Annotated in this window: 23 protein-coding genes; 14 read left to right on the top strand and 9 right to left on the bottom strand. The window is 43.9% G+C overall.

All coding sequences use genetic code 11. From position 1 onward, the window contains the following. The first annotated feature begins 734 nt into the window (after positions 1 to 734). From C8R11_RS03045 to C8R11_RS03030, 4 genes are all read left to right on the top strand, one after another. A complete protein-coding gene (locus C8R11_RS03045) occupies positions 735 to 1,517 on the top strand; it encodes a Kazal-type serine protease inhibitor domain protein (protein WP_244531727.1) in 783 nt (260 codons plus the stop codon). Positions 1,518 to 1,705: 188 nt separating this feature from the next. Then, positions 1,706 to 2,182, top strand: coding sequence for a hypothetical protein (locus tag C8R11_RS03040; protein WP_107794401.1), 477 nt, complete (start codon positions 1,706 to 1,708; stop codon positions 2,180 to 2,182). A 175-nt stretch (positions 2,183 to 2,357) separates the two neighbouring features. Then, on the top strand, positions 2,358 to 2,573 hold the full coding sequence (locus C8R11_RS03035) for a hypothetical protein (RefSeq protein ID WP_090696220.1): 216 nt from the start codon (positions 2,358 to 2,360) through the stop codon (positions 2,571 to 2,573). A 33-nt stretch (positions 2,574 to 2,606) separates the two neighbouring features. After that, positions 2,607 to 4,085 carry a tyrosinase family protein gene (locus tag C8R11_RS03030; protein ID WP_107794400.1) on the top strand — a complete coding sequence of 493 codons (1,479 nt, stop codon included), beginning with the start codon at positions 2,607 to 2,609 and terminating at the stop codon, positions 4,083 to 4,085. A 23-nt stretch (positions 4,086 to 4,108) separates the two neighbouring features. Here C8R11_RS03030 and C8R11_RS16000 read toward each other — a convergent pair whose 3' ends face one another. Next, a complete protein-coding gene (locus C8R11_RS16000) occupies positions 4,109 to 4,276 on the bottom strand; it encodes a hypothetical protein (protein WP_181258138.1) in 168 nt (55 codons plus the stop codon). A 132-nt stretch (positions 4,277 to 4,408) separates the two neighbouring features. On the opposite strand from C8R11_RS16000, the gene hemP reads away from it, so the two are divergent. Then, complete coding sequence (hemP, locus tag C8R11_RS16605) at positions 4,409 to 4,603, top strand: hemin uptake protein HemP (protein ID WP_107794399.1); 195 nt, start codon at positions 4,409 to 4,411, stop codon at positions 4,601 to 4,603. A 10-nt stretch (positions 4,604 to 4,613) separates the two neighbouring features. Here hemP and C8R11_RS15995 read toward each other — a convergent pair whose 3' ends face one another. After that, entirely contained in the window at positions 4,614 to 4,859 is a 246-nt protein-coding gene (locus tag C8R11_RS15995) for a hypothetical protein (protein ID WP_181258137.1), read from the bottom strand. 1 nt (position 4,860) lies between these two features. Here C8R11_RS15995 and C8R11_RS03020 point away from each other — a divergent pair, with 1 nt between their 5' ends. Together C8R11_RS03020 and C8R11_RS03015 are read left to right on the top strand one after the other, a co-directional pair. Beyond that, positions 4,861 to 5,292: a DUF2325 domain-containing protein gene (locus C8R11_RS03020; protein WP_170841534.1), complete on the top strand. Its 432-nt coding sequence runs from the start codon at positions 4,861 to 4,863 to the stop codon at positions 5,290 to 5,292. Between the two features lie 461 nt (positions 5,293 to 5,753). After that, positions 5,754 to 5,948: a hypothetical protein gene (locus C8R11_RS03015; protein WP_107794398.1), complete on the top strand. Its 195-nt coding sequence runs from the start codon at positions 5,754 to 5,756 to the stop codon at positions 5,946 to 5,948. Positions 5,949 to 6,044: 96 nt separating this feature from the next. Here the strand turns inward: C8R11_RS03015 and ssb are convergent, their stop codons facing one another. Both ssb and C8R11_RS03005 read right to left on the bottom strand, forming a co-directional pair. Continuing rightward, a complete protein-coding gene (ssb, locus tag C8R11_RS03010) occupies positions 6,045 to 6,494 on the bottom strand; it encodes a single-stranded DNA-binding protein (protein WP_107794397.1) in 450 nt (149 codons plus the stop codon). Then, positions 6,478 to 7,860: an MFS transporter gene (locus tag C8R11_RS03005; RefSeq protein WP_107794396.1), complete on the bottom strand. Its 1,383-nt coding sequence runs from the start codon at positions 7,858 to 7,860 to the stop codon at positions 6,478 to 6,480. Before C8R11_RS03005 ends, ssb begins: the two co-directional genes overlap by 17 nt. A 93-nt stretch (positions 7,861 to 7,953) precedes the next feature. Between C8R11_RS03005 and uvrA the strand changes: the two genes are divergently transcribed. Then, positions 7,954 to 10,773: an excinuclease ABC subunit UvrA gene (gene uvrA / locus C8R11_RS03000; RefSeq protein ID WP_107794395.1), complete on the top strand. Its 2,820-nt coding sequence runs from the start codon at positions 7,954 to 7,956 to the stop codon at positions 10,771 to 10,773. Continuing rightward, positions 10,770 to 12,050 carry a glycerate kinase type-2 family protein gene (locus C8R11_RS02995; protein WP_107794394.1) on the top strand — a complete coding sequence of 427 codons (1,281 nt, stop codon included), beginning with the start codon at positions 10,770 to 10,772 and terminating at the stop codon, positions 12,048 to 12,050. The genes uvrA and C8R11_RS02995 overlap by 4 nt, the downstream gene beginning before the upstream one ends. A gap of 333 nt (positions 12,051 to 12,383) precedes the next feature. Here the strand turns inward: C8R11_RS02995 and C8R11_RS02990 are convergent, their stop codons facing one another. From C8R11_RS02990 to C8R11_RS02975, 4 genes are all read right to left on the bottom strand, one after another. Further along, on the bottom strand, positions 12,384 to 12,833 hold the full coding sequence (locus C8R11_RS02990; RefSeq protein ID WP_146159059.1) for a hypothetical protein: 450 nt from the start codon (positions 12,831 to 12,833) through the stop codon (positions 12,384 to 12,386). 293 nt (positions 12,834 to 13,126) lie between these two features. Continuing rightward, complete coding sequence (locus C8R11_RS02985) at positions 13,127 to 14,347, bottom strand: porin (RefSeq protein WP_107794392.1); 1,221 nt, start codon at positions 14,345 to 14,347, stop codon at positions 13,127 to 13,129. Positions 14,348 to 14,681: 334 nt separating this feature from the next. Beyond that, positions 14,682 to 16,484 carry a DNA helicase RecQ gene (recQ, locus tag C8R11_RS02980; protein ID WP_107794391.1) on the bottom strand — a complete coding sequence of 601 codons (1,803 nt, stop codon included), beginning with the start codon at positions 16,482 to 16,484 and terminating at the stop codon, positions 14,682 to 14,684. A 75-nt stretch (positions 16,485 to 16,559) separates the two neighbouring features. Further along, complete coding sequence (locus C8R11_RS02975) at positions 16,560 to 18,011, bottom strand: SLC13 family permease (protein WP_107794390.1); 1,452 nt, start codon at positions 18,009 to 18,011, stop codon at positions 16,560 to 16,562. A gap of 218 nt (positions 18,012 to 18,229) precedes the next feature. Here C8R11_RS02975 and glnA point away from each other — a divergent pair, with 218 nt between their 5' ends. The 4 genes from glnA (at position 18,230) to C8R11_RS02955 (ending at position 22,371) form a co-directional block, all read left to right on the top strand. After that, on the top strand, positions 18,230 to 19,639 hold the full coding sequence (gene glnA, locus C8R11_RS02970; protein ID WP_090696241.1) for a type I glutamate--ammonia ligase: 1,410 nt from the start codon (positions 18,230 to 18,232) through the stop codon (positions 19,637 to 19,639). 243 nt (positions 19,640 to 19,882) lie between these two features. Then, positions 19,883 to 20,326, top strand: a complete 444-nt coding sequence (locus tag C8R11_RS02965; protein WP_107794389.1) for a DUF4124 domain-containing protein — start codon at positions 19,883 to 19,885, stop codon at positions 20,324 to 20,326. A gap of 23 nt (positions 20,327 to 20,349) precedes the next feature. Continuing rightward, positions 20,350 to 20,799, top strand: a complete 450-nt coding sequence (locus C8R11_RS02960) for a DUF4124 domain-containing protein (protein WP_107794388.1) — start codon at positions 20,350 to 20,352, stop codon at positions 20,797 to 20,799. Positions 20,800 to 21,006: 207 nt separating this feature from the next. Next, positions 21,007 to 22,371, top strand: coding sequence for an NAD-dependent succinate-semialdehyde dehydrogenase (locus C8R11_RS02955; protein ID WP_107794442.1), 1,365 nt, complete (start codon positions 21,007 to 21,009; stop codon positions 22,369 to 22,371). 178 nt (positions 22,372 to 22,549) lie between these two features. Here C8R11_RS02955 and C8R11_RS02950 read toward each other — a convergent pair whose 3' ends face one another. After that, entirely contained in the window at positions 22,550 to 23,272 is a 723-nt protein-coding gene (locus C8R11_RS02950; RefSeq protein ID WP_107794387.1) for a DUF2490 domain-containing protein, read from the bottom strand. A gap of 392 nt (positions 23,273 to 23,664) precedes the next feature. On the opposite strand from C8R11_RS02950, the gene C8R11_RS02945 reads away from it, so the two are divergent. Next, positions 23,665 to 25,278 carry a BCCT family transporter gene (locus C8R11_RS02945; protein WP_219908529.1) on the top strand — a complete coding sequence of 538 codons (1,614 nt, stop codon included), beginning with the start codon at positions 23,665 to 23,667 and terminating at the stop codon, positions 25,276 to 25,278. The last annotated feature ends 95 nt before the right edge of the window (positions 25,279 to 25,373 follow it).

Below are 25,373 nucleotides of genomic sequence, written 5' to 3'. Positions count from 1 at the left end.
TGTCAGAGCGATGTACCCGGAATTACTTCACCCAAAACACTGAAAGACGATAGGCAAGTTGCGGCAAGTGTTAACGCCGATACAATGCCTTTGATTTTTCCATTTTCCATAGATGCCGCCTGCTTATTTTGTCTAGGAATCAATATGCTAACCTATAGTACAGCTTGACGACATACCTGAGAACCGCTCGCCCGCGAACAACCCTGAGCGCAAACTTGATACATTGGGCCACCTAAAACAGTAGAAAGCAGGAATATTTGTCAGTAACAAAGAAAGCGCACTACCCCCTACGTATTTGTACGTATGTTTTTATCCAGCATTTTTCGATATTCTGCCAACAAGCATGCTTCATTGTATGACTGAACAATTTAAAGCATTTTAGATTTGAATGTTATGTGGGATTCCTCACAGTGCTGTTGTTCGATATGTTGTTAAATTAACCGAAACCAAAAATTGATTCTGTGCAATTCATCAGGTGAAACAAAACCTGAAAACCGGACGGGTTGTTAAGCTGTCAATGATAACAACGGAAAATATTCACCATGATGAAGGTGAATCGTTTGCAGTATTCGAGTGAATTCAAGGCAACAACAGCTACATTGCAACGCTATAAAGAGATAAAACCTGGCTGACCGTTTTTTGCGTTGAATCGAAAAGGTAACTGCCTGGCCCTGTGAGTGCAGCCGGCTTGAATGATGGCCGTTGCAAACACGAAACTAAAGGAGATAACTGTCATGACACAAACGATTATGATCAAACTTTTCTCTATTTTGCTCGGATTATTGTTCTGCCTGAATATCGCTGGCATCTCGCCAGTCGCGCAGGCTGAAAAAATGCACAACGCTCAATATTCCAAGACCATCAAAACAGAATACCAGTATGCTGCGAAAGTCGCTTGTTCGCTATTACTGCCACATCAGGATGGCACTTTGGCAAGAGGCATCTATCGTTCGATAATTAACATACACAACCCTACCGACGAAAAAATCACGATCGCCGCGAAAGTGGCACTGGCGACACAATTTGGTTCAGACCCAGGCCCGTTCGATGTGACGCCATTTAAAAGTACTGTTCTCCAGCCTGATGGAGCGGTTGGAATCAATTGCTTTGATATCGCAGGCTACTTTTGTCCTATTGACGGTGTGTGCGTGGATTTCGCATTTTTAGAAGGTTTTCTGGTGATCAAAAGCCCCGAGCCGTTAGACGTGGTCGGCGTATATACCGCCCGGCACACTGACGGAGAAGTTGAATCCATAGATGTCGAAACGATCAAACCGCGCAGAATTCGGGATATTGTCCGACTAGAGCCGACTGAGCCGACCAAACCTGGGGAAGGCAAGCGCATGGATTATCCGCCTAAAGGAAGTTCCGCATACGGTAACCAGGAGCCCAAACAAATGTGTGGCGGAATTGCCGGTTTTCTATGTCCCGATGGCATGAAGTGTATAGACGATCCTTCAGACGATTGCGACCCCACACAAGGTGGCGCTGATTGTCCCGGTATCTGTGTGAAATGACTGCATGGGTGAAAAAGACACACTTATAAAACGGAACAACATCCAAGTATCAGGTGCAGATTGTCTTGGGTATGTAAAAAATAGATAGTCATAAATTTTATATGAATTGAACGGTTATTTATTGTATATGGACAAAAATACCATCAAGCTGATTACGCGCTCGTGAAGGGTTGTCAAAGCGGAGGAGCATGACAAAGTTTACTGTGATTCTAATAGGTATTGCAATTATTGCTGGAATGAGTTCCGCTGCAATATCACGGGCGCCTTTTAATCTTGAAAGTATGACTTGTAACATTACGACACCGGATACGAATGACTGCACAGGCATGCCAACGCTTCAATCTGGTGTGCTGACGCTTGCAAAAACCGGTACTTTTAAACTCAAAGCACTTTACAACGGATGTTTCATAGTGGAGAACGTGACAAAATCAGGAATTTTCCAAGGTTCTCATTTTAAAGAAACCACACATTTTGAACTTTTGACTACCCAAATGATAGGAATAAAAAACAATGCGACGGACTTTCCGAGAACACTCGGGTTTGCAAATTTAAATAACAATAACCTTAATGGATACTTAATTGATATATCTGTTGTGATGCGTACGTATGGCCAAGATACGGATAATATCGTTACAGCAAAATTGCAATGTGCAGTGAATGAATGAGACACCCTGCATGACTTGTCAAAGTATCGGCAGTAACGGTTTCAGACCTGCATTAACCGTAGGTTTTCATTTTCGATAGTGTATGGACTACTAAGTATGATCGTTCTCGCAAAGATTAAAATCTTGTATAACAACCGGCGTATTTTCTACATCAAACAAAGAAGGAGGTTACGGCATGGCGCACCATAAAGAAATTTTTGAAGATTGCGAAATTGAAATTAAAGAAGATACCAACCTGTTGATTAATGGAAAGGAAATTGATTACGAGCATGACCGGGATATAAATAAGTGGTCTTCGAGATATCTGCCTTATACCCGATATGACTCGTTGTTGGAAATGGCAAGAGCAATCGCTCAGCATACTGTTGAGTTTTCAAACGCAAAAGAATGATCTCAAATAGAATGAGACAAGGAGGAAATTCTCATGGCTGTCAGAAAAGATGCAAACACACTGAGTGCTGCTGAGCGGGCGGAATTTGTTGCCGCCATTCAGGCATTGAAAGCGGAAGGTATTTATGACCAATTTGTTCTTAGGCATGCAAATGCCATTATGAGCGCCATCCATCGATCTCCAGCGTTTCTGCCCTGGCACCGCCGTTTCATTTTTGATCTCGAACTGGAACTTCAGCGCGTCTCAGGCAATCCCGATCTCGGTATACCCTACTGGAACTGGCCATCAGGAAGCGCCAATGCTTCCATGTGGAATGACAATTTACTTGGTGGTAACGGCGATGCCCAAGGAATCGTACGGACCGGGCCGTTCCGAGCCGGTCAGTGGACTGTCGTCAACGCCAGCGGGTTACCGGCAGGTCCGCTCATGCGCGCATTTGGTCAAAGTGGGTTACCCACCTTGCCGACTCAAGGCGAAATCAACCAAGTCATGACTGTGACACCCTATGATGTGTCGCCATGGAACCTCAGCAGCAACCCCAGTTTTCGCAACCAACTCGAAGGCTGGATTGGTCCCAATCTTCACAACCGCGGGCATGTCTGGGTTGGCGGTTCCATGTTACCGATGACCTCCCCGAACGACCCGGTTTTTTTTATGCACCATTGTATGGTCGATAAGATCTGGCATGATTGGCAAATACGTTTTCCTAATCAACGGTATTTACCAGAAACTGGCGGTCCTTTTGGACAAAACCTGACCGATCCAATGGATAGCACCCCTTCCGGGCAAATTGGTCCACGTCCTATTGATGTTCTAAACAGTGCAGCCCTGGGTATTGTCTATGACGGTATCATAACTCAACCCCAACCAGCGATACCGCACATTATCGTTGGCGCCAATCCTACACAAGCTGATATCGCGTCTCCGGGAGAAACTGACCTGTTCCAGTTTGAAATTCCATCCTTCGGTCCTTATACCATGTACACAACTGGATCTTCCGATACTTTCATGACGCTTTTGGGCCCCAATGACCCGAACGCCCAAGTGGCATCAAATGATGATGGGGGCGAAAATCTTAATTCACAAATTACACGAAATCTTTCAGCCGGAATCTATTACCTGCGCATTCGTCTATTTAGTGCACGGACAACAGGAAATTATGCAGTCGGGGTGCGCTCCGATGGCAATAATCCTAATCCTGTTACTGAACTCATTATAGATGGCGCGAGTATTAATGCGGCCATCTCGGCAGCAAACGAAAGTGACTTGTACCGATTGAATATAACAACTGAGGGAACCTACACGATTCAAACAAATGGTACTACTGACACCTTTATCACCCTGCACGGACCCAATAGCCAAATACCTGTAATCGCCAGCAATGACGACGGAGGCGCTTCCTTCAATGCACGGATCCGACGCCAGATCACAGCAGGTGAGTATTTTGTTCGTGTCAGACATTTCTCACCAATCGGGACAGGACCTTACGCCATCCGTGTAACACGAGAATGACACAATATCAGCGGCATGGACATTCACAGCCGAACTCTCCAGACTTGTCCTGCCTTGGCTTTTTCCTGGAGATAAGGCCTTTTCCTTGCACCGGAAAAATGGCTGCCTTGATCCAATCCCCGCAGCCATTCCGCCCGTTTCATCTGTCTATCAGCCTGGAATAAGATAACGAACACGATCTCTTGCAACATATCCTGATTACCCGCGTACAAAAAGATGCTGTTTTTTTAATTACACTATGTAAAATTCTCAACACTAAGTCTTGCATTCAATTTTATTCTATGTATAATACGAATCATTCTCATTTACTTTATTAAAATACAATGCATAATTCAGAGAAAATTTTGGCTCTGTCGACACAAATCGACAATATACAGACGCCCATTACGCCACAGCAAAAAATGGCAATAGATACCAAGACACTGTTTGCATACGGTAATGTGGTGTATCTACAGCATCAAGGCGAATGTTATCTGCTGCGCCGCACGCGAAACGGTAAGTTGATTTTAACCAAGTAACACAAATCAGTCATTTTGTTGCCGTTGGGGTTGGCCCTTTCTCCTTTGACCACGGCATTTTGGCAAGCCAGCCTGATCCTCCCCAGGCAAGCCAGCCTTTTTTTATCAGAAGATTCACTTCATTTATGAAATTAACGAAAAGAATGGTTTTTGATGGTGCTCCACCTGCCAGAACAAGTGCGAATACAGAAACATTCGTATCTTTTTCTGTTTTGCCAAGATTCGAGTCGTTTCTTGCCACGGCCCTGCGCAGCATTATGAATTTCATAAGTAAGTCAGATAGTGCTGTTTTTGTATCTGCACCACCTACATTGTCCAAGATAGATGGCATACCACTTATCAAGGCCTCTACACGTATTGCTGAGGCTGACAACAGTGCTTTCTCTGGGCGAACCGTGCTATGCGTCGGCGGACGAATCCTATTGTATCCCGCTTACCGGCAGATAGTCGAAGATGCAGGCGGAAAATTTTTAAGTTTTCATAGCGGCGCTGACATGTCCCTAATTGACTTGCATAAATTGCTGCAAAATACTGATATGGTTATTTGTTCGATTGACTGTATCAGGCATGAAGCCTACTTCGTAACAAAGCGTTATTGCGAACATTTTAGTAAACCTTGCGTCATACTGGACAGATCCAGAATCACCACGTTTTACAATGGCATTCGGATGTTGAAAAATTTCCAGTAGCATGGAAAGAGTGGATATCCTGGTTCTGCTTCAGAAGCACGATATTTAACTTATTATGTTAAATCCGAAACACCATTATGCACGCTATTACGATTGGTAGATTATCCAAATCCCTACCTTGGTTCGAATGTTCTAACAACGATCTCGTATCTGCTTTGCTTGGTTTTAATAATCCCGCCCCGGCTTAATGTATCAACGAAATTGTCTGTTACACCATTCCATCTTTTCCATATGCATCCCTATTATGAAGCAGGAACATACCGAATCAATGCTAAGGTCCTGTTTTGACAATCTGGAAAATCATGAAAAGCCATGCTTTGCGCACCGCGCACCGCATACCGAAATCCGCCACATCAGAGAATGAAGAAAACAAACATTTAGTTCATTTGTAGTGAACTAAAGTTTCATTATGTCAGGCCGTTGAAAGAATTTTACAACGTAAGATTGTTGAGTTCGAAACCATGAGAATAAGAGTTAATTTTAAATCCGGCCATCGACAAACCTTTATTGTTCCAAAAACCATGCTTGCAACTGATTTTCGTAATCTAGCTGAAAAGATTGGTGGCAAAATAGATAATATAGAATTTTCATTGGCAAATAACCATATTGGTCTTTATGACTCTGAGCTTCAAGAGCCACTGATTTCACCTGAATAGAAAATATAAAAAACGCTGCATACCTGATAAATGTAGCGTTTAGACAATTTTCAGGGGCTTAGATAATAACTTTACAAACAAGGTATAAGGTAAACGCTAAAATGGAATATCGTCTTCCATGTCATCGAAACCATTATTGCTTCTGTTCGGTGGTGACTGATCAGAAGCCGATTCATTCGCGTTTCTGTCCGACGAATCGAAATTGTCGCTGCCCGCGCGGCTTCCCAGCATTTTCATATCGGTTGCAATAATTTCTGTCGTATAGCGGTCCATACCATTTTTATCTGTCCATTTTCTGGTTTCCAATTTTCCTTCAATATAGACTGAACGTCCTTTTTTTAAATATTCTCCGGCAATTTCAGCCAGTTTGCGATAAAAAGTAACCCGGTGCCACTCTGTTTTTTCTTGTTTTTCGCCATTTCTGTCTTTCCAGACTTCAGTTGTCGCCAGGGTAATATTGGTCACTGCATCGCCGCTTGACATATAACGTGTTTCCGGGTCTCTACCTAGGTTCCCGATCAAGATTACTTTATTGACTGATGCCATTTGCTTCTTCCTCCTTCACTTCCAGCAGTTTATTAACGCCTTCCTCGTCGAAACCGTTCATGTCAACTTTCAAAAAAGCGACTCTTTCATCCCCCAGCACCAGCGCTTCGCGCACACCCGGCAATGCCGCAAGTTGTAACGACAGTCGCTGCGACTTTTCTATATCTATTTCATCTACATGATACATTTTTGAACGAACTGCTGCGGGTGCTTTCATGGTGCAAGCAAATGTTAACCAAATTGCCAGAAGCCCGCTGCAGAATAAATATAACGCCAGACTGCCATGGTGCTCCATCAGATATCCTCCAATTGCAGCACCGACAAATGCACCTAGAAACTGGGTGCTGCTGTAAACACCAATTGCGGTACCTTTGGCACCTACCGGCGCAATTTTAGAAATCAGCGAAGGCAGACTGGCTTCGAGCAGATTAAACGCCACGAAAAAAATCAATAAAGCCAACGTTGTCCCCCAAATCGAACCAACAGTCATTGCCAAAGCAATCTGGCCGCACAGTAATAAAGCTATCGCCGCTATAAAAACCTGTTTTAACTTGGCTTTCTTTTCACCATAAATAATGGCAGGAATGATGAGCAACATCGAAAAAAACAAAACCGGCAAATAAATTTGCCAGTGATCTTCAGCCGGCTTACCAGCCTCACGTAATGTCAATGGAACGATCAGCCACAATGCCATAAGTGTGGCGTGCAGTGCGAAAATACCGTAGTTTAAACGCAATAACTGGGTATTCCGGAGTACGCTGCCGAAACTTTCTGTTGAAGCTTCGGTATCGGAGTGAAAACGGCTGATTTGTGGATCTGGAATTACATTTTTAACAATAAAAATAGCGGCCAGCGCCAACAAACCCGTCATGGCGAAAATTCCCGGTACGCCAATCCACTGGTTCAGCGCAGGTGCAACTATCAGCGACAGTGCAAATACCGTTCCTATCGTCATACCAATGGTTGCCATTGCCTTAGTGCGGTGCTCTTCCCGGGTCAAATCGGCGGCTAGAGCCATAATCGCTGCGGAAATAGCGCCTGCACCCTGAATGATACGTCCAAATATTACCCAGTAGATATCGGTTGCCATCGCAGCAATAAGACTGCCAATTGCAAATAAAATCAGACCAAAATAAATCACCGGTTTGCGTCCGATCCGATCGGATAGCCATCCCATCGGAATTTGAAGTATGGCTTGTGTCAACCCATAGGCACCCAGTGCAATACCCACTAAAGTGTAGTTATTACCGCCGGGCAAATGTTCCGCATAAAAGGCAAATACAGGCAAAATAATGAATAATCCAAACATGCGCAGCCCATAAACACTGGCCAATCCAGCCGTGGCGCGTAATTCTGATTGCGACATTTTTTCTGGTGATATTGAAGCAGACATAAATCGGGTTATGTGTTTTCTAAAAAGTTGGGTATATTATCAGGTTGACTCGTACATAGATAGCCAATGGAATTTATTAGAATCCGCGGTGCGCGCACCCACAATCTGAAAAATATCAATCTTGATCTGCCGCGTAACAAGCTCATTGTAATTACCGGACTGTCCGGATCCGGAAAATCCTCACTTGCGTTCGATACACTTTATGCAGAAGGACAGCGACGTTATGTGGAATCACTTTCCGCATACGCCAGACAGTTTCTGCAGTTAATGGAAAAACCCGATGTCGATTCGATCGAGGGCCTCTCCCCAGCCATTGCCATAGAACAAAAAGCCACTTCGCATAATCCGAGGTCAACAGTTGGCACTGTAACAGAAATTCATGATTATCTGCGCCTGCTGTTTGCCCGTGTGGGTGACCCGCAATGTCCAGAGCATCATATCACCCTGACAGCACAAAGTGTTTCCCAGATGGTCGATCATGTGCTCGAACTGCCCGCCGGAACACGCCTGATGATTCTGTCGCCCCTGATTATAGAGCGCAAGGGAGAATACACTGACTTATTTGATGAATTACGCGCACAAGGATTCATTCGGCTGCGTATCGACGGTCAGGTGTATGATATAGACGATCTGCCCAAACTGCAAAAAAATAAAAAGCACACTGTAGAAGTAGTTATCGATCGCCTGAAAGTGTCTCTGGATGCAAAGCAACGATTAGCCGAATCATTTGAAGTTGCGCTGCGGCATGCTGATGGACGTACGCTGGCTGTGGAAATGGACAGTGAACAGGAACATCTTTTTTCAGCCAAATTCAGCTGCCCAGTCTGCAATTATTCACTTTCCGAACTTGAACCTCGACTGTTTTCATTCAACAATCCGCTGGGCGCCTGCCAGCGGTGCGATGGCCTAGGTCAAGTCACCTTTTTTGATCCGGCGCGAGTAGTGGCGTTTCCGCATTTATCACTGGCATCAGGTGCGGTAAAAAACTGGGACCGGCGCAATCAATTTTACTTTCAGTTGCTGACCAGTCTTGCCAAACATTATGATTTTGATATTGAAACACCCTTTGAAAATCTGAGTACGGACATTCAGTCTATTATTCTACAAGGCTCGGGACAGGAGAAAATTCAGTTTACTTATCTCAATGAGGGTGGCAAGAAAAGCCGTCAGAAACATCCCTTCGAAGGCATTATCCCAAATCTAACCAGGCGTTACCGGGAAACCGAATCACAAACGGTACGTGAAGAGCTTGGCAAATATCTTAATGCTACAACCTGTCCAGATTGTCTGGGCACACGGTTGTGCACGTCAGCACGCCATGTATTTGTGGGTTCTAAAGCAATCTATGAAGTCAGTGCGTTACCGCTCAAGCAAACCGTAGCGTTTTTCGATCAGCTGGTATTACCAGGACACAAACAATCAATTGCTGAAAGAATTGTCAAAGAAATTTCCAGTAGACTGCAATTTTTAAATAATGTCGGCCTAGATTATTTGTCGCTTGATCGCTCCGCAGACACGCTATCCGGCGGCGAATCTCAGCGCATACGGCTTGCCAGCCAAATCGGTTCAGGCCTGACAGGCGTCATGTATGTGCTTGATGAACCGTCCATCGGATTGCACCAGAGAGACAATGGCCGGCTGCTCAATACACTCAAGCATTTGCGCGATCTTGGCAATAGCGTGATTGTCGTCGAGCATGATGAAGATGCCATCCAGATTGCAGATTATGTTGTCGATATGGGCCCTGGTGCGGGCGAACACGGTGGTTTGGTTATTGCACAAGGCGGACCCAAAGCTATTCAGGCCGATCCAGAATCCCTGACGGGCGCGTATCTTTCCGGCAGATTATCGATAGATATTCCGGAACAGCGTACTGCGCCGAGTCAAAACAGGATATTACGTATTGAAGGCGCCTCAGGTAATAATTTAAAAGAAATACAACTAAACCTGCCTGTTGGGTTATTCGTTTGTATAACGGGAGTTTCCGGTTCTGGAAAATCAACGCTTATTAATGAAACTCTGCATCGTGCTGTTTCGCAGCATCTCTATGCCAGCGTGGCGCAGCCAGCACCTTATCAACACATTGCAGGTCTGGAATTTTTTGATAAAGTAATCAACATGGATCAAAGTCCCATTGGACGCACTCCGCGTTCGAATCCGGCGACATATACCGGGTTGTTTACACCAGTTCGGGAATTGTTTGCTGGTGTACCGCAGGCGCGTGAACGTGGCTATGCACCGGGCCGTTTTTCATTCAATGTCAAAGGCGGCCGTTGCGAAGCCTGTCAGGGTGACGGAGTAATCAAGGTCGAAATGCATTTTCTTCCGGATATCTATGTAACATGCGATGTTTGTCATGGCAAGCGCTATAACCGTGAAACCCTGGAAATTCAGTACAAAGGTAAAAATATCAGTGAGATACTTCAAATGACAGTGGAAAATGCATCTGAATTTTTCAGTCCGGTACCGATTGTTGCAAGAAAGCTGCAGACATTACTGGATGTTGGGTTAGGTTACATTACGCTGGGTCAATCTGCGACAACATTGTCCGGTGGTGAAGCACAGCGTGTCAAATTGTCACTGGAACTGTCAAAGCGTGATACCGGCCGCACTTTATATATACTCGATGAACCGACAACAGGCTTGCATTTTCAGGATATCGATTTATTGTTAAAAGTGCTGCACAGGCTGCGCGATCACGGTAATACTGTCGTTGTCATCGAACATAACCTGGATGTTATAAAAACTGCAGACTGGATAATCGATCTGGGTCCGGAAGGGGGTGATGGCGGTGGACGTATTGTAGCTGAAGGCACGCCTGAAGATGTCGCAATGAATAGCAACAGTTTTACCGGAAAATACTTGCAAGTTATTCTAAAAAAATGAATCCACGCACATGCCTGCTGGAAAGCTTCCGAGCAGCCGTCAGTGCAGCCGATCCAGCCCATGTTGTGCCGCATTATTTGACTGATTCATTTGACTTACCTAACGGACGTACCTTTGTCGCCGGCGCAGGTAAAGCATCTGCAGCCATGGCTTTAGCGTTAGAGAAGAACTGGCCTGAGAATAGAACACTTGATGGGATTGTTATCACGCGCTACGGGCATGGGTTGCCTACGCACCGAATCAAAATCATCGAAGGCGGCCACCCCTTACCGGATCATAAGGGCATGCAAGCTGCGAAGGCCATACTGGAACAGGTTAAACGATTGTCCGAACAGGATTTATTGCTTTGTTTATTCAGCGGTGGAGGCTCAAGTTTATTAACGCTGCCACTGGCTGGCATTGCATTATCTGATCTCCAAAAACTGACAAAACAGCTTTTACTGTGCGGTGCCAGCATTCAGGAAATCAATACCGTGCGTAAACATGTATCAAGTATACAAGGTGGCCGACTTGCGGCTGCCTGCAAAGCACCCGTGCGCGCACTCATTATTTCCGATGTTACCGGTGATGATCCCACGCATATCGCTTCCGGACCCTGTGCACCGGATCCAACGCATTTTTCAGATGCACTCGCCGTACTGGAACGTTATCACCTCAATGTGCCACCCAACATTCAAAGCATACTCAAGGCAGGAAGCCTGCATCAACTGGATGAGACGCCCAAACCCGGATCTGCAATTTTTAAACGCGTTGAAAACTTGGTGATAGCGAGCGCACACCAGTCACTGGCAGCAGCGAAAGACTATTTTCAGAATATGAATATGCATGCTTTGATACTGGGAGATACTGTGACCGGTGAAGCACGTGAAGTTGCAAAAGTCTATGCGGCATTAATCAAAGAAATCCGTCAACATCCTGATTTACTGAAACCACCCATTGCTTTGCTGTCAGGTGGTGAGACCACAGTGACTATCAAAGGAAACGGGCGTGGCGGACGTAACTCAGAGTTTTTACTGTCGCTGTTGATTGCGCTTAATGGACTAGAGGGTGTTTTTGCACTGGCATGCGATACGGATGGCGTGGATGGTTCCGGTAATAACGCAGGCGCGATAATAACGCCTGAATCTTTGGTACGTGCACAGAACGCCGACATTAAAGCGGATGTATTTCTAGCTGACAATAATGCGTATGGTTTTTTTGAAAAGCTGGGGGATCTAGTGATTACGGGGCCAACCTATACTAATGTCAATGACTACCGCGCAATACTAATCCTGTAGAATTGAAGGCCGTGCGTTTTCAGGTTTGTCCAGATTTTTTTGATCAATTGACATTGAAGACAGCAGATAATCCGATTCAACCAACGACGAATCACATATTCATAGAGGGCTTGGTTCTCCGCGGATTCAAGTACACTAAATCCAGCTCATTTTTCACCTCATCAGCAGAGCTGATTTTAATAGTTTTGCCAAATAACAAAGACGCGTATGTTTTCCAAATTTCTTTTTAATAAGTCCGTACGTTTTCAAACTGATCAATCCATATGCTTCCAGTTGCTTGAGCGTATCCTAAGTTATACCTAGTTGCACATTGATTTTTCATTTAAAACAAGCTTAGTTTTTGGTTTCTTTCTCAACTCCGCTGTCCATAACCTGTGGATTCATCTTTACAGCACTCTCTTCGATTGTCTTATTTTGATCACTGCCACATTCTTTTTTATTATTTTCACTGTCATCAGGTTTTGCTTTGGATTTGGTAGTTTTCTTCTCACGTTGTTTCAATTCCTTGTTGATCTCAGAAAGAAAAGTCTGATTATCCTTGCGCCGCTTCTCACTTTTATACCAGGCAAGACAGGTGAGTGAACCCATAACGATTAAAAGCACATTGAGTACATCCACGCCATCGAAAAAAATAAAGGCGATTCCGGTCGAAACAGCGAAAGCGCCCAGAAACGCTGTAAAATGCCACATTTTACTACCCGATTTTTGATCTCGACTGCTCCATGCTTCTAGATTATCTCTTGTCGAGATCAGTTCTTCCTTCGTCCATTTCTTCATACTCATAGCGAGCGAGTCTCCCTTAGGTCTTTATAGATTTACTTAATCTGGATTATTTTTTCCAGTGCTTATATTGAATATTTTGTTAAGCTGAAGTGTTGTAGGATGTTTTAATTAAATTTATCTGATCAAGGTAAAGCAAGTACCCGAAATAACCATTTGTTAACTCTACGTCACTGCCAGATGGAGGTCAATTATTTGTTTATTTGAGTGCAGCGTTGAATCCGTAGTCACTGAAAATTTCTCATAGACAACAAAAAAGGCACCTAGGTGCCTTTTTTGTTGAAGTCTACTCAGGTTTAGAAATCGTGACGCATACCGACAGTATAAACGTTGCTATCTCTAAAGCCGCTAGCAGTACTGTTATCTATCATGTTACGTTGATAACCACCGAACAGGCTGGAACGTTTGCTCAGGTTATGAATTGCACCCACTGTAAAGGTGCTCATCTCGCGTTTTACAGCCGCTGTTGTTGCATCGGCTTCACTCATACCACCTTGCGCAAGTAAGCGGGTATTACCGAGCGCATATTCACCGCCAACAAACCACAGGTGTCCGTCACCATTCACGTTCATGGCTGAATTACATTGACCACGTCCGGCGCCATTATTTGCACCACCTGCAGCTGTTGCTCCTAATGCCGCTGCTGTAGTACAAGAAGCAGCACCATTTATACTGGCGTTATTGACGTTTTCATACTGACCGCTGATACGGAAGTTTTGAAAGCTCCATGAAGCACCGCCACGCCAGATTTCTTCGTCATCAGCACCAACGCCTTGAAACGCTTTTTGATTAGTACTGATATTGTCTCTGGAATAACCACCAAATACACCAATGTTATGGTCAGCTATATTGGCTTCATATTTACCAGCGACTTGAAAATCCCATTCACCATCTTCACCACCACTCGTGCTGCTAGAAGTAAGGTTGTTGGAATTAGGGATACCGCCACCTAATATAGGATCAAGATTATTTGAATCACCTGGCATCAATAAAGCTGCAAATGAAAAGCCTTCAACAGTTGGTGAATCATAACGGGCCGCGCTGTTAACAAAGCCTTGTGCGCCTGAACCCATACCATTTGCTGAAGCAGTCATCGTACCGCCGCTTCCCGCTGCCTGAAGAGATGTATACGCAAATGGATCAATGGTTTGACCGCCTGCGAAATCCTTGAATGGGGATTGAACGCGACCAAATTTAACTTCACCCCAAGCGTCATTGGCCAGGGCAACCCAGCGCTCACGTGCAACGCCCAAGTCACCATTACCTGTGTTAAAACCAAATTCAAGGTGAGCTTTTGCTTTCAGTCCACCGCCAAGTTGCTCAATAACATGCACGCCCCATCTAGAACGACCTGTTTCATCACCGATTTGTGCCTGACTGGTTAGACCATCGAAATCGACTGTAGAATATTCAGCTTGGGCACTACCAAACATGGTGACACTAGTTCCTTGTGCTGACGCAACCATTGGTGTTGCAAGCGCACCGGCAACTGCTAACGAAATAAGCTTCTTCTTCATAGGGAAGTTCTCCTTTAATGTTTAAACGACAGGGGGTCAACAATAAACCCAACTTTGCTCCGGTGGAATGCACCCCGCTTTTCTTTGACCTCCCAACTCGGAAGGTTTGATTGGATTGTGCCCAACACAGTGCATTCCTGCAAGAAAAACAAATCTTTTTTTTATATATAGCGCCCAACATGTTGCATTTGTGCAACACAATTGTTGTTTTTTCGCCTATAGCAAACGGTGGATTGTATTTGTCATACAGATTGTTTTATGGATAAACAAAATTATCTATTGATTATATTTAATAATTTATTGTTTATTAGTCGCTCCAATAAACGCACGGAGACTATCCGTTGCGTAGAATTTCGATTAAATGATCGCCATATCTGTCCAGTTTATGTACACCAACACCTGTAATCTGACGTAATTCATCTGCCGTTTGCGGACACAAACGCACTAGTTCCCGTAATGTCGCATCATGGAAAATAACATATGTGGGCACACCATGTTCTCGGGCTGTTTTAGTTCGCCAGTTGCGTAATTGCTCCCAAAGTTGCTGTGCCGCTGGGTCCAGTATCGGAAAATCATCGTTCAGTTGTTTCTTGCGCAAGCGTGGACTGCGCTCAGTCAGTTGACGCAAAAAAATCTTTTGTTGCCCCTTTAGCACTGTGCGACTGGCATCCGTGAGGCACAGAGAACCATAACCTTCGCTGTCAGTAGTTAATAAACCGAGCGCTATCAGTTGCCTGAATATTGCGCGCCAGGCTTTAACCGATAAATCCCGACCGATTCCGAATGTGCTGACTTGCTGATGATGCCATTGCTTGACGCGGGCAGTATCATTTCCGCGCAAAACGTCAATTAAATGCCCAGCGCCAAACTGTTGCCCGGTGCGATAAACACAGGACAATGCTTTTTGAACCGCAATGGTGGCATCCCAGGTATCGGGCGGACTCAAGCAGACATCACAGTTTCCGCAAGCCTTGAAAGCAACCTTCTCGCCAAAATAATCCAGTAAATAAGCACGACGGCATGTGGTTGTTTCACAAAAAGCCAGCATGGCTTCAAGTTTTCTGGCTGCGGCCTGTTTGAATTGTTTTTGTGCCTCAGATTCTTCGATCATGCGGCGTTGTTGAATCACATCATTCAGGCCATAAGCCATCCAGGCGTTGGCTTTCTGTCCGTCACGGCCTGCACGTCCCGTTTCCTGATAGTAGCCTTCAATGCTTTTGGGCATATCCAGATGCGCAACAAAACGCACGTCCGGTTTATCTATCCCCATACCAAAAGCAATGGTTGCAACCATCACAATACTTTCTTCACGGAGAAACGTATCCTGGTTTTGCGAACGCTGATGCGGACTCATACCCGCATGATAAGGAAGTGCAACAATACCATGCGCATTTAGCCAAGCAGTTATATCTTCCACTTTTTTGCGCGACAAGCAATAAACGATACCTGCATCTTCTGAATGTTCAGTCTGAATAAATGAAAGCAGTTGCTGTCTGCTGTTGATCTTGTCAATAATCTGGTAGTGAATGTTGGGCCGGTCAAAACTTGAAATAAAAATTTTGGCTTTGTGCAATACCAGCCGTTCAATGATTTCATTTTGCGTGACAGCATCAGCCGTTGCCGTCAGTGCAATGCGCGGTACATCGGGAAAACGTGCGTGAAGAACATTCAGCTGACAGTATTCGGGACGAAAATCATGCCCCCACTGCGATACGCAATGTGCTTCATCAATGGCAAACAGCGCCAACGGCATACGAGCAATCAAATCAAGAAAGCGTTCTGTCAACAAGCGCTCCGGTGCGACATAAAGCAGATCATATTCACCAGCGAGCAATTTCCGCTCTACAAGTTGCGCTTCTTCATACGTTAATGAAGAATTGAGCGCGGCGGCGTGAACGCCAACTTCTCCAAGCGCCACGACCTGATTCTGCATGAGGGAAATTAATGGAGAAACAATGATTGCCACACCTTTACGCAGCAAAGCAGGTATTTGATAACAAAGTGACTTGCCACCGCCTGTGGGCATCAGCACCAGACAATCGTTCCCCGATGCAAGATGCGCAATAACCGCTGCTTGTTGCCCACGAAACGCAGGGTAACCAAAAACACCTTTGAGAATATCGAGTGCACTTGACATGTGGTGATACGATTTATTTTTCTCTGTTATTAATTGCTTACAGTACTAATACATTGCGGACAAATGTGTAAATTTTCATCCAAACACCCATGGAATCAATGCATAAGATAATCCAGTCACCACAACGATAGCCACCAGATTCAACTTTAAACCGGCATGAGCCATTTGTGAAATGGTTACCTGTCCTGTCGAATAAACAACAGCATTCGGCGCAGTCGCCACCGGCAGCATAAAAGCGCAGCTGGCAGCTAGTGCTGTTGGTGCGAACAGCAACATGGGGTCTATGCCGCTGGATACGGCCAGTACACCGAGAATCGGCAATAAAGTAGCAGTCGTCGCAGTATTACTGGTCAGTTCTGTCAAGAAAATCACCAGCGTTACCAACACAAGCATCATGATAATCAAATCCAAATGCGGCAAGCCAGATAAACCGGCACCAATCCAATCAGCCAATCCAGTACTTTTTATTCCCTCTGCAAGGCTTAATCCGCCGCCGAATAGTAACAGCACACCCCAAGGTATCTTGCTTGCACTTTCCCAATCCATGAGCGCAGTAACTTTTTTGGGCACAGTCTGCCCCGCTGGAATAATAAACATGAGCACCGCGCCGCCAACCGCAATCATGGCATCATTCAACCATAACAGAACTTCAAAGTGCTCCTGTACCGGCACACGCAGTATCCAGGCCATGGCGACGAACGTAAAAACATATGTAATACGCATCTCAGGTTGCGTCATCTTACCCAGTTTCTCGAGTTCTTCAATGATAGTTTTCTTTGAAAGTTTTTCGCCCTGCAGATCAAACGAAAAAGTCCACTTCGTGAGCACCCACCAAGCCAGGGTCGTCATGACGATGACAACGGGCACGCCAAACATCATCCAGTCGACAAAACTGATATCGATGCCATAATTCTGCCGCATGAAACTCACCACAAATAAATTAGGCGGCGTACCGATTATAGTCCCAAGACCACCGATACTGGCCGAATAGGCAATGCCCAAAATGAGACACAAAATAAACTTGTGATGTTGATCAATTTCATCTTTAACCATTTCTCCTGCCAGAGACAATGCAATTGGAATCATCATCAGTGTACTGGCAGTATTGCTGATCCACATGGATATCAAAGCGGTCGTACCCATAAAACCAGCAATGAGCGCTGCTGGGCTATTGCCTACGCGTATCAGAATATTCAATGCAATCCGACGATGCAAATCCCATTTGGCAAGTCCTGTTGCAATAATAAAACCACCCATTAACAAAAATATGGCAGGCGCAGCATATGGCGCTGTGCTGTTCTCCATTGACATGATACCCAACGCAGGAAACAATAAAACCGGCAGCAACGAAGTTACCGGTATCGGCAAAACTTCGGTAGCCCACCAAATCGCCAGTAACATGGCAACACCCGTAGTACGCCACGCGGATTCAGACATTTCCGCAGGGGCTGGCGACAGAATAGTCATTACTAACAAACTAACACCCGCGATCAGGCCAAATTTTTTGGGCAGTGTGAAAGGCACCATTTTGTTTCCAATATTATGTAATGCTTACGTTAACGAAAGGACTAACGAGCTTGCTGAAATAATGCCATTATCGCAAAATATGTTTACAAATAATAATCTGATGAGCCTTTTTAGCATGCCGCATGTGGTTTCAAATTTTTTAATTGGCCGGTGCTGGTATAATTCAGTCAAATGATTTCTTATATTAGTTTTATAACCTTGTATGCCTGGAGAAAAAAATGGCGATAGTCGATGTTTTGAAATTGATTCAAGACAGTAAAATTAAATTTGTTGATTTGCGCTTTACTGATACAAATGGAAAAGAACAACATGTTACGATTCCGACTTGTAGCTTTGATGCAGACAAATTTGAAGATGGTCATCCATTTGATGGCTCATCCATTGCTGGCTGGAAAAGTATTCAGGCATCCGATATGCTCCTGATACCGGATCCTGAAAGCGCTAATATGGACCCGTTCTTGGACGACCCAACGCTCATTATGACCTGCGATGTCGTTGAACCTGCGGATGGTAAAGGCTATGGCCGCGATCCACGCTCGCTTGCCAAGCGCGGTGAAATTTATCTCAAATCAACCGGTATTGGCGATGTGGCCTATTTTGGTCCAGAACCGGAATTTTTTATTTTTGATTCGGTTTATTGGCATACTGATATGTCCGGATGTTCCGTTAAAATCGAATCTGAAGAAGCCGCCTGGAGCTCTGTTATCAAATATGATAGCGGCAATATTGGGCATCGTCCGGCCATTAAAGGCGGCTACTTTCCAGTGCCGCCTGTAGATTCACTGCAAAATATCCGTTCGAGCATGTGCGAGACTCTGGAACAACTCGGTATTCCTGTAGAAGTGCATCATCATGAGGTTGCAACAGCAGGCCAGTGCGAAATTGGCACGCGATTTAACAGCCTGGTTAAACGTGCAGACTGGAATCAATTGCTTAAGTACGTGGTACATAATGTTGCCCATTCCTATGGCAAAACAGCAACTTTTATGCCCAAACCCATTGTAGGTGACAATGGCTCAGGCATGCATGTTCATCAATCCATATGGAAAGACGGGGAAAATTTATTCTCTGGTAACGGCTATGCCGGCTTATCTGAAGTTGCATTGTTTTACATTGGTGGGATTCTAAAACACGCCAAGGCGCTTAATGCAATCACCAACCCGGGCACAAATTCTTATAAACGGCTGGTTGCGGGTTTTGAAGCACCTGTTAATATGGCATACTCTGCAAGTAATCGCTCAGCGGCTATCCGCATACCCCACTCCAGCAGCCCTAAAGGCCGCCGTATAGAAGTCCGTTTTCCTGATCCATCCGCGAATCCCTATCTGGCATTCACCGCGCTTATGATGGCGGGGCTCGATGGTATTCAGAACAAAATCCATCCGGGTGACCCAATGGACAAAAATCTTTATGATCTACCGCCGGAAGAAGCTGCAAAAGTACCCAGTACTTGCGCTTCATTAGATGAGGCTTTACACCATCTGGACAAGGATCGTGACTTTCTGATTCGCGGCGGCGTATTTACCAATGACATGATTGATGCTTATATTCAACTTAAAATGGAAGAAGTTACGCTGCTACGCGCAACAACACATCCCGTCGAATTTGATCTGTACTATAGTTTGTAGTCAAGTGATTCTTTAACAAGGCCACAACTGAATAAACCAGCACTGTTACTGTTGCCAGATATACGCATCAACGCATTATTCACAACATGCCGGAAGTAACCAAGGAAATTAATTTTATTAATATCAAAAAAGAAATGGATAATCGCCTTTTTTTTAGCTTTTCCAAATAATTCTAATTGATAAACTATATCTGTTTGAGTACGTAATAGTATAGTTCTCAGTATTTGTATATATTACCAAGATATGGGTACGCCAAGTATATTTATCATTCTCATTTTATTGAGCTTTAACTTTACATCCATCTCGCACGCCGGATCCACCATCTATAAGCATGTCGATAAGGATGGAAATATCACATTCACCAATCGTCCGATAACAGGGGGACAAAAACTTCAATCAGCACTGCAGTCTTACAGACCTCACATATCTTCGCCCAAAACATTGAATCATTTTCCAAAAGAAAATGCCAACATACAAAATAAACGCGATATAAAACGACGCACGATACTTGAGCACGAATTAGCTACTGAAATGAGATTATTATCAGAGACCCAAAAAAACTTAGCTATGCTGCAACACGATCATGAAAATAGCCGACAAAACGAAAAAGTCAAACAATTACAAAGCAAGTTGCATCGACATAATAATAATATTACAGCCTTAAAAATGGAACTTACTAAATTATAGTTTCAAAATTCACGCTATAAATCATGAAAATAGGTTTTGTCCTTCTATTGATACTTCTTATCGGCAACGCAACTCGGGCGTTATCGGGTGTTTACAAACAGATTGATGAACATGGCAACGTCACCTATTCGAATGTTCAATTAAATAATGCTGAAAAAATTGATCTTCCTCCCATTGTCGTAGTTCCTTCAGTAGATGCCGAAGGTATAGATGACAGAATTAGACAAAGAAGGGAAAATAAGATAATTACCGAACAGCGCAATGCACTTGAGGAAAAAATAGCTGAAGAAACCGAACGTCTGGAAAGAATTAAAGCTGAATATCAAGACGGCAATCCAGATCGTTTAGGCAGTGAACGAAATTACCAGAGATACCTCGACAGAGTGGAACGCTTAAAAAAAGAAATCAGCCTGCGCGAAGCAAATATGCGGGCGTTGCAACAACAATTGGAGGCATTGCCACACACTGAATAAATAACGGTTGATTAAAATCGCCATAACCCTTTTGACTGTCATCGTTATATCCAATTCTCCGGGACAATGACTGTCCGTTCTCTCTATATCATTTTTACTTATTTAAGTATCCTTACCAAAAATTTCAAATTTGATTTATTTAAAAAGTTGCAGCATTATCTGTTAATCCTCCACAATCAAATCATCGAAAAATTTTTGGGAGCTTTTATGTCCATGCAATCCATCAATCCTGCCACAGGGTTGACGAAGCAAACTTTCCCTGTTCTCCAGACTGTAGATATTCCCCCAATTTTAGAAAGTATTGTATCGGCCCAAACTCAGTGGTCAGCGCTGGATTTTAACCAGCGAGCAGTCTTTTTTCAGAATCTCGCCCAGGTGTTTCGTCAGTCCCGTGAGAAGTATGCAAATGTAATTACTGAAGAGATGGGTAAGTTATTGAAAGAGGCCAGGGCTGAAATAGAAAAATGTGCACTGGGGTGCGAATATTATGCCAAACATGCCGAAACTTTCCTGGTCGATGAACAGATTGCATCGGACGCTACAAGCAGTTATGTTGCTTACCAGCCTTTGGGTGTTGTTTTTTGCATCATGCCCTGGAATTTCCCTTTTTGGCAGTTAATACGCGCTGCAGCACCGGCGATGATGGCAGGTAACGCCATCGTGTTAAAGCATGCATCCAATGTGCCGCGGTGTGCGCTGGCGCTGGAAGAAGCATTTTGTGACGCCGGTTTTCCCGAAAATACATTTCGCAGTTTATTGATTACAGCCGCTCAGGCTGAAACCATCATTGCAAATGAGCATGTGGCAGCGGTTACATTGACAGGCAGCACATCGGCCGGCCGCAAGGTTGCAGCAGTCGCAGGCCAACATCTGAAAAAATGCGTGCTTGAATTAGGTGGGTCGGATCCGTTCATTGTGCTGGATGACGCGGATATTACATTTGCAACAGAGCAGGCAATCACTGCCCGTTTCCAAAATATGGGACAAAGTTGTATCGCCGCAAAACGTTTTATACTTGTTGGTTCGATTGCGGATCAATTCGTGATGCAGTTTAAAAGTCTGATAAATCAATTACGCTTGGGTAATCCCAAAGATGAAACAACCGGCATTGCCCCCATGGCACGTGCAGATCTGCGTGACGATCTGCATGCACAGGTTGAGCAGAGTGTATCAATGGGTGCAGCACTGATTGCGGGAGGATCATTTATTGGCAAACAGGGTGCTTACTATGCACCGACAATATTAGATCATGTCAAACCCGGCATGCCTGCATTTGATGAAGAATTGTTTGGTCCTGTTGCTGCGATGGTGCGGGTGGAAAATGTTGATGAAGCCATTGCGCTAGCCAATCGAACACAATTTGGTTTGGGGGCCAGTATATGGACAGGCAACGCTGATCGGGGAGAAGCAGTCGCACGAAAAATTCATGCGGGCAGCACCTTTGTCAACGGTATCGTTAAAAGCGACCCTCGTTTGCCATTTGGTGGCATAAAGCATTCCGGATTTGGACGAGAGTTGTCTTATCATGGCATCCGGGAATTTGTAAATATTAAATCGGTATGGATCAAATAACAAACATTTAATTTATCGCTGTTACAAAGGCATTTTAAAAGAAACCATCTGTCACGCAAAAAACTGAAATAAATCCGGTCAATTTTTACCGCGCAAAACGATAAAAACTGGCCGGATCAAATTAAATTACAGTATCCGTAAGTAAGATACTGAAAAGAGCAGATTTTCTTATTGTAGATTAGAAATTCAAGAATAGATTGACTGACAGGATATGCTGCATAGAATCTAATCTTGAAGAATTCCTTCTGTTAAGATATTGGTTCAAATATCCGATCTCACCTGTGACTGTTGGGTTAAATTTGTAAGCAAATCCACCAAAAACCCGGTTTTGATCAAAACCACTTTGGAAACCCATATCAACATCATTAAAGTTCAGAAAGATTTCGTTTGCTATAACAAAGCTGAGATTGGGTACTTCAGCAATAGGTATTCCAAGTTTAAATAATTGACGGAACCGATGATGCACATCTGTACTGCCGGGAATATCGAAGAATCGTTGTTCCAGACGAGTGCGACTTTGCAGTGTTCCAAAAGAAAATTTGTCGCTCCAGAGTAACTGTTGCCAGATACGGTGTTCGTTAAAAGCATTGCGTGCTGCGAACGGGCGGCTGGTCGGAATCCAGCCATAACCCAGCCAGATACTGGTTTTCTCATTCAACGCATAGCCAACCCCCGGTCTGATAATACCTTGCGAAAATCTTGATGCGTCATTACCAAAACGACCTTGGCCCTCCAGCCACCATAATACTTTTGAATTACCAAACGATGAAAAATTACCTCTTGCTGTAACATTTCCCCATGTTTCAAAATCTTCTGTATATGATGTGGCAGCAAATAGAGCACTGTTTGTAAATAGTACAAGTAACAATGAAACCATCAAAATATTCAGCTTTTTTACCATTTTTCTCCCTTTTCCTGTTTATTAAATTTGATATTAATTGATTAACATGTTTACCTAAAGGATGAATTGTATAAATCATCAATACATTATTTTTTGTTTTAGTTTCAGACTGACTTATTTTTTAAATAAGCTGGAAAATTCAGCCATTTAATTCCAGATAACGTCATTGATAATTGTTATCAAAATCCAGAATAACACACCAAATGTCAAAAAAGTGTCAAGAATCAATGAGAAATTGTTTTCAATTATCAAATCACATGTGACCGCCTGATTTAAACAAATTACTTGGATTTTTTGCAAGGTGATCATAATTGCTATGGCGCTGACTGCTTAAAATTTAATCTGGCATAAATAAATAAAAGGAAAACGTTATTAAACTACCGTTAGAAATTGTGCAGGTTGAAGTCGCTAAATCCGGTTTTTATAAAGGGTTTAATAGATTCATGGCCATTGTCAGCAAATTGCTGATTGCTGCGTTGGTGCTATGGGCTGTATTGTTACCGGACAAAGCATCGTCTGTTCTCAGTAGTGCCAGCAGCAGTCTGTTAAATATTTTTAATGCTTACTATATTTATGTTGTTACGCTATTTCTGGTTTTCTGTATCGTGGCTGCAATTGTGCCGGCAATTGGGAAGCTAAAGCTGGGTAATAAAAATGAACGACCGGAATTTTCAAATTTTTCGTGGTTCTCAATGATGTTTGGCGCGGGTATGGGCATTGGACTGATGGTCTTTTCTACAGCCGAGCCAATCTGGCACTTTGGGGAAAACCCGGAAATTATTCATGGCAACGTTGCACCGCACACATTTGAAGCGGTTCAGTCCGCTTTTCGCTATGCCTTCTTGCATTATGGATTACACCCATGGGGTATTTATGTAGTGACGGGATTATCCCTTGCCTATTTTGCGCACCGCTATCATCTGCCCTTAACGATACGTTCTACCCTCACTCCATTATTGGGAAAACATCTTAATGGCTATGCGGGACATTTGCTGGATATTACAGCTATTATTGCAACATTACTGGGCATTGCCGTAACAATTGGTTATGGAATTAGTCAACTGGTCACCGGTTTTAATGAAATCGCCGGTTTTGAGTGGATGATGTCGTCAGAAACAGAAATTGGCGCGGCACCTGCTGCCACAAAAACCGCCCTTCTTATGGCATTATTCCTGGTCATGTTGTTGTCGATTGTATCTGCAGCCACGGGTTTAGGGCGTGGTATCAAAGTGCTGAGCAACTTAAATCTGAGTTTATCCTGCTTGTTATTGCTGTGTTTTTCAATTTTCGGTCCACTGTTGTTTTTATTAGAATTGTACGGTCGTGCAATTGTTGATTATCTGTTTTTCCTGCCAGTCATTTCTGTTGAAGTTTTTGAACTCGGAACAGCGGCCGGTGACTGGCAAGAACATGGCACTATACTCTATTGGGCATGGTGGATTGCTTTTGCCCCCTTTGTTGGACTTTTTTTAGCGCGCATCTCAAAGGGACGCACAATTCGAGAATTCGTTTTGGGTGCCATGCTTGCACCTGCTGCGATGTGTTTTGTATGGATCATCTTGCTTGGCGGTACTGCTATTTATCTGGAGTTATCCGGGTTAGCAGCAGAAGGTATAATTCATGCTCCTGTTTCTGCCAGGCTTTTTGAAACTTTGAATGTTTTACTTTCCGATGGTCCATTCAATGGATTCGTGCAATTAGTATCAATGCTAACAGTAACACTGATCCTGACATTTTTAATCACATCCGCAGATTCCGGTATTCTGGTTTTAAATACAATCATGACGGGCGGCGAGAATCATGTTGACCTGAAGCATAAGATAATCTGGGGGCTTATTCTGTCTGCTGTTATTGCTGCGTTGTTAATAACGGGAAGTGGTAGTCTTGATGCGTTACAAAAAGCCATGATCATGGGTGCGTTACCATTTTCCATGGTAATGATATTCATGTGTCTGGCGCTAATCAAAGATCTTATTCGTCACATCAAAGCCGCCGACACCTCTTAAAAAATATCACTACTTTCCTATAAAAACATCACAACTGCTGGCTGCATGTAAGTGATAAAATTTGCCTAACAGAAAAATAATATTCTGTTATTGAG

The organism is Nitrosomonas aestuarii (genome assembly GCF_003046585.1).
Classification (GTDB): Bacteria; Pseudomonadota; Gammaproteobacteria; order Burkholderiales; family Nitrosomonadaceae; genus Nitrosomonas; species Nitrosomonas aestuarii.
Note: the sequence above shows the minus strand (reverse complement) of the source record. Positions and strands in the feature narration are given on the sequence as shown.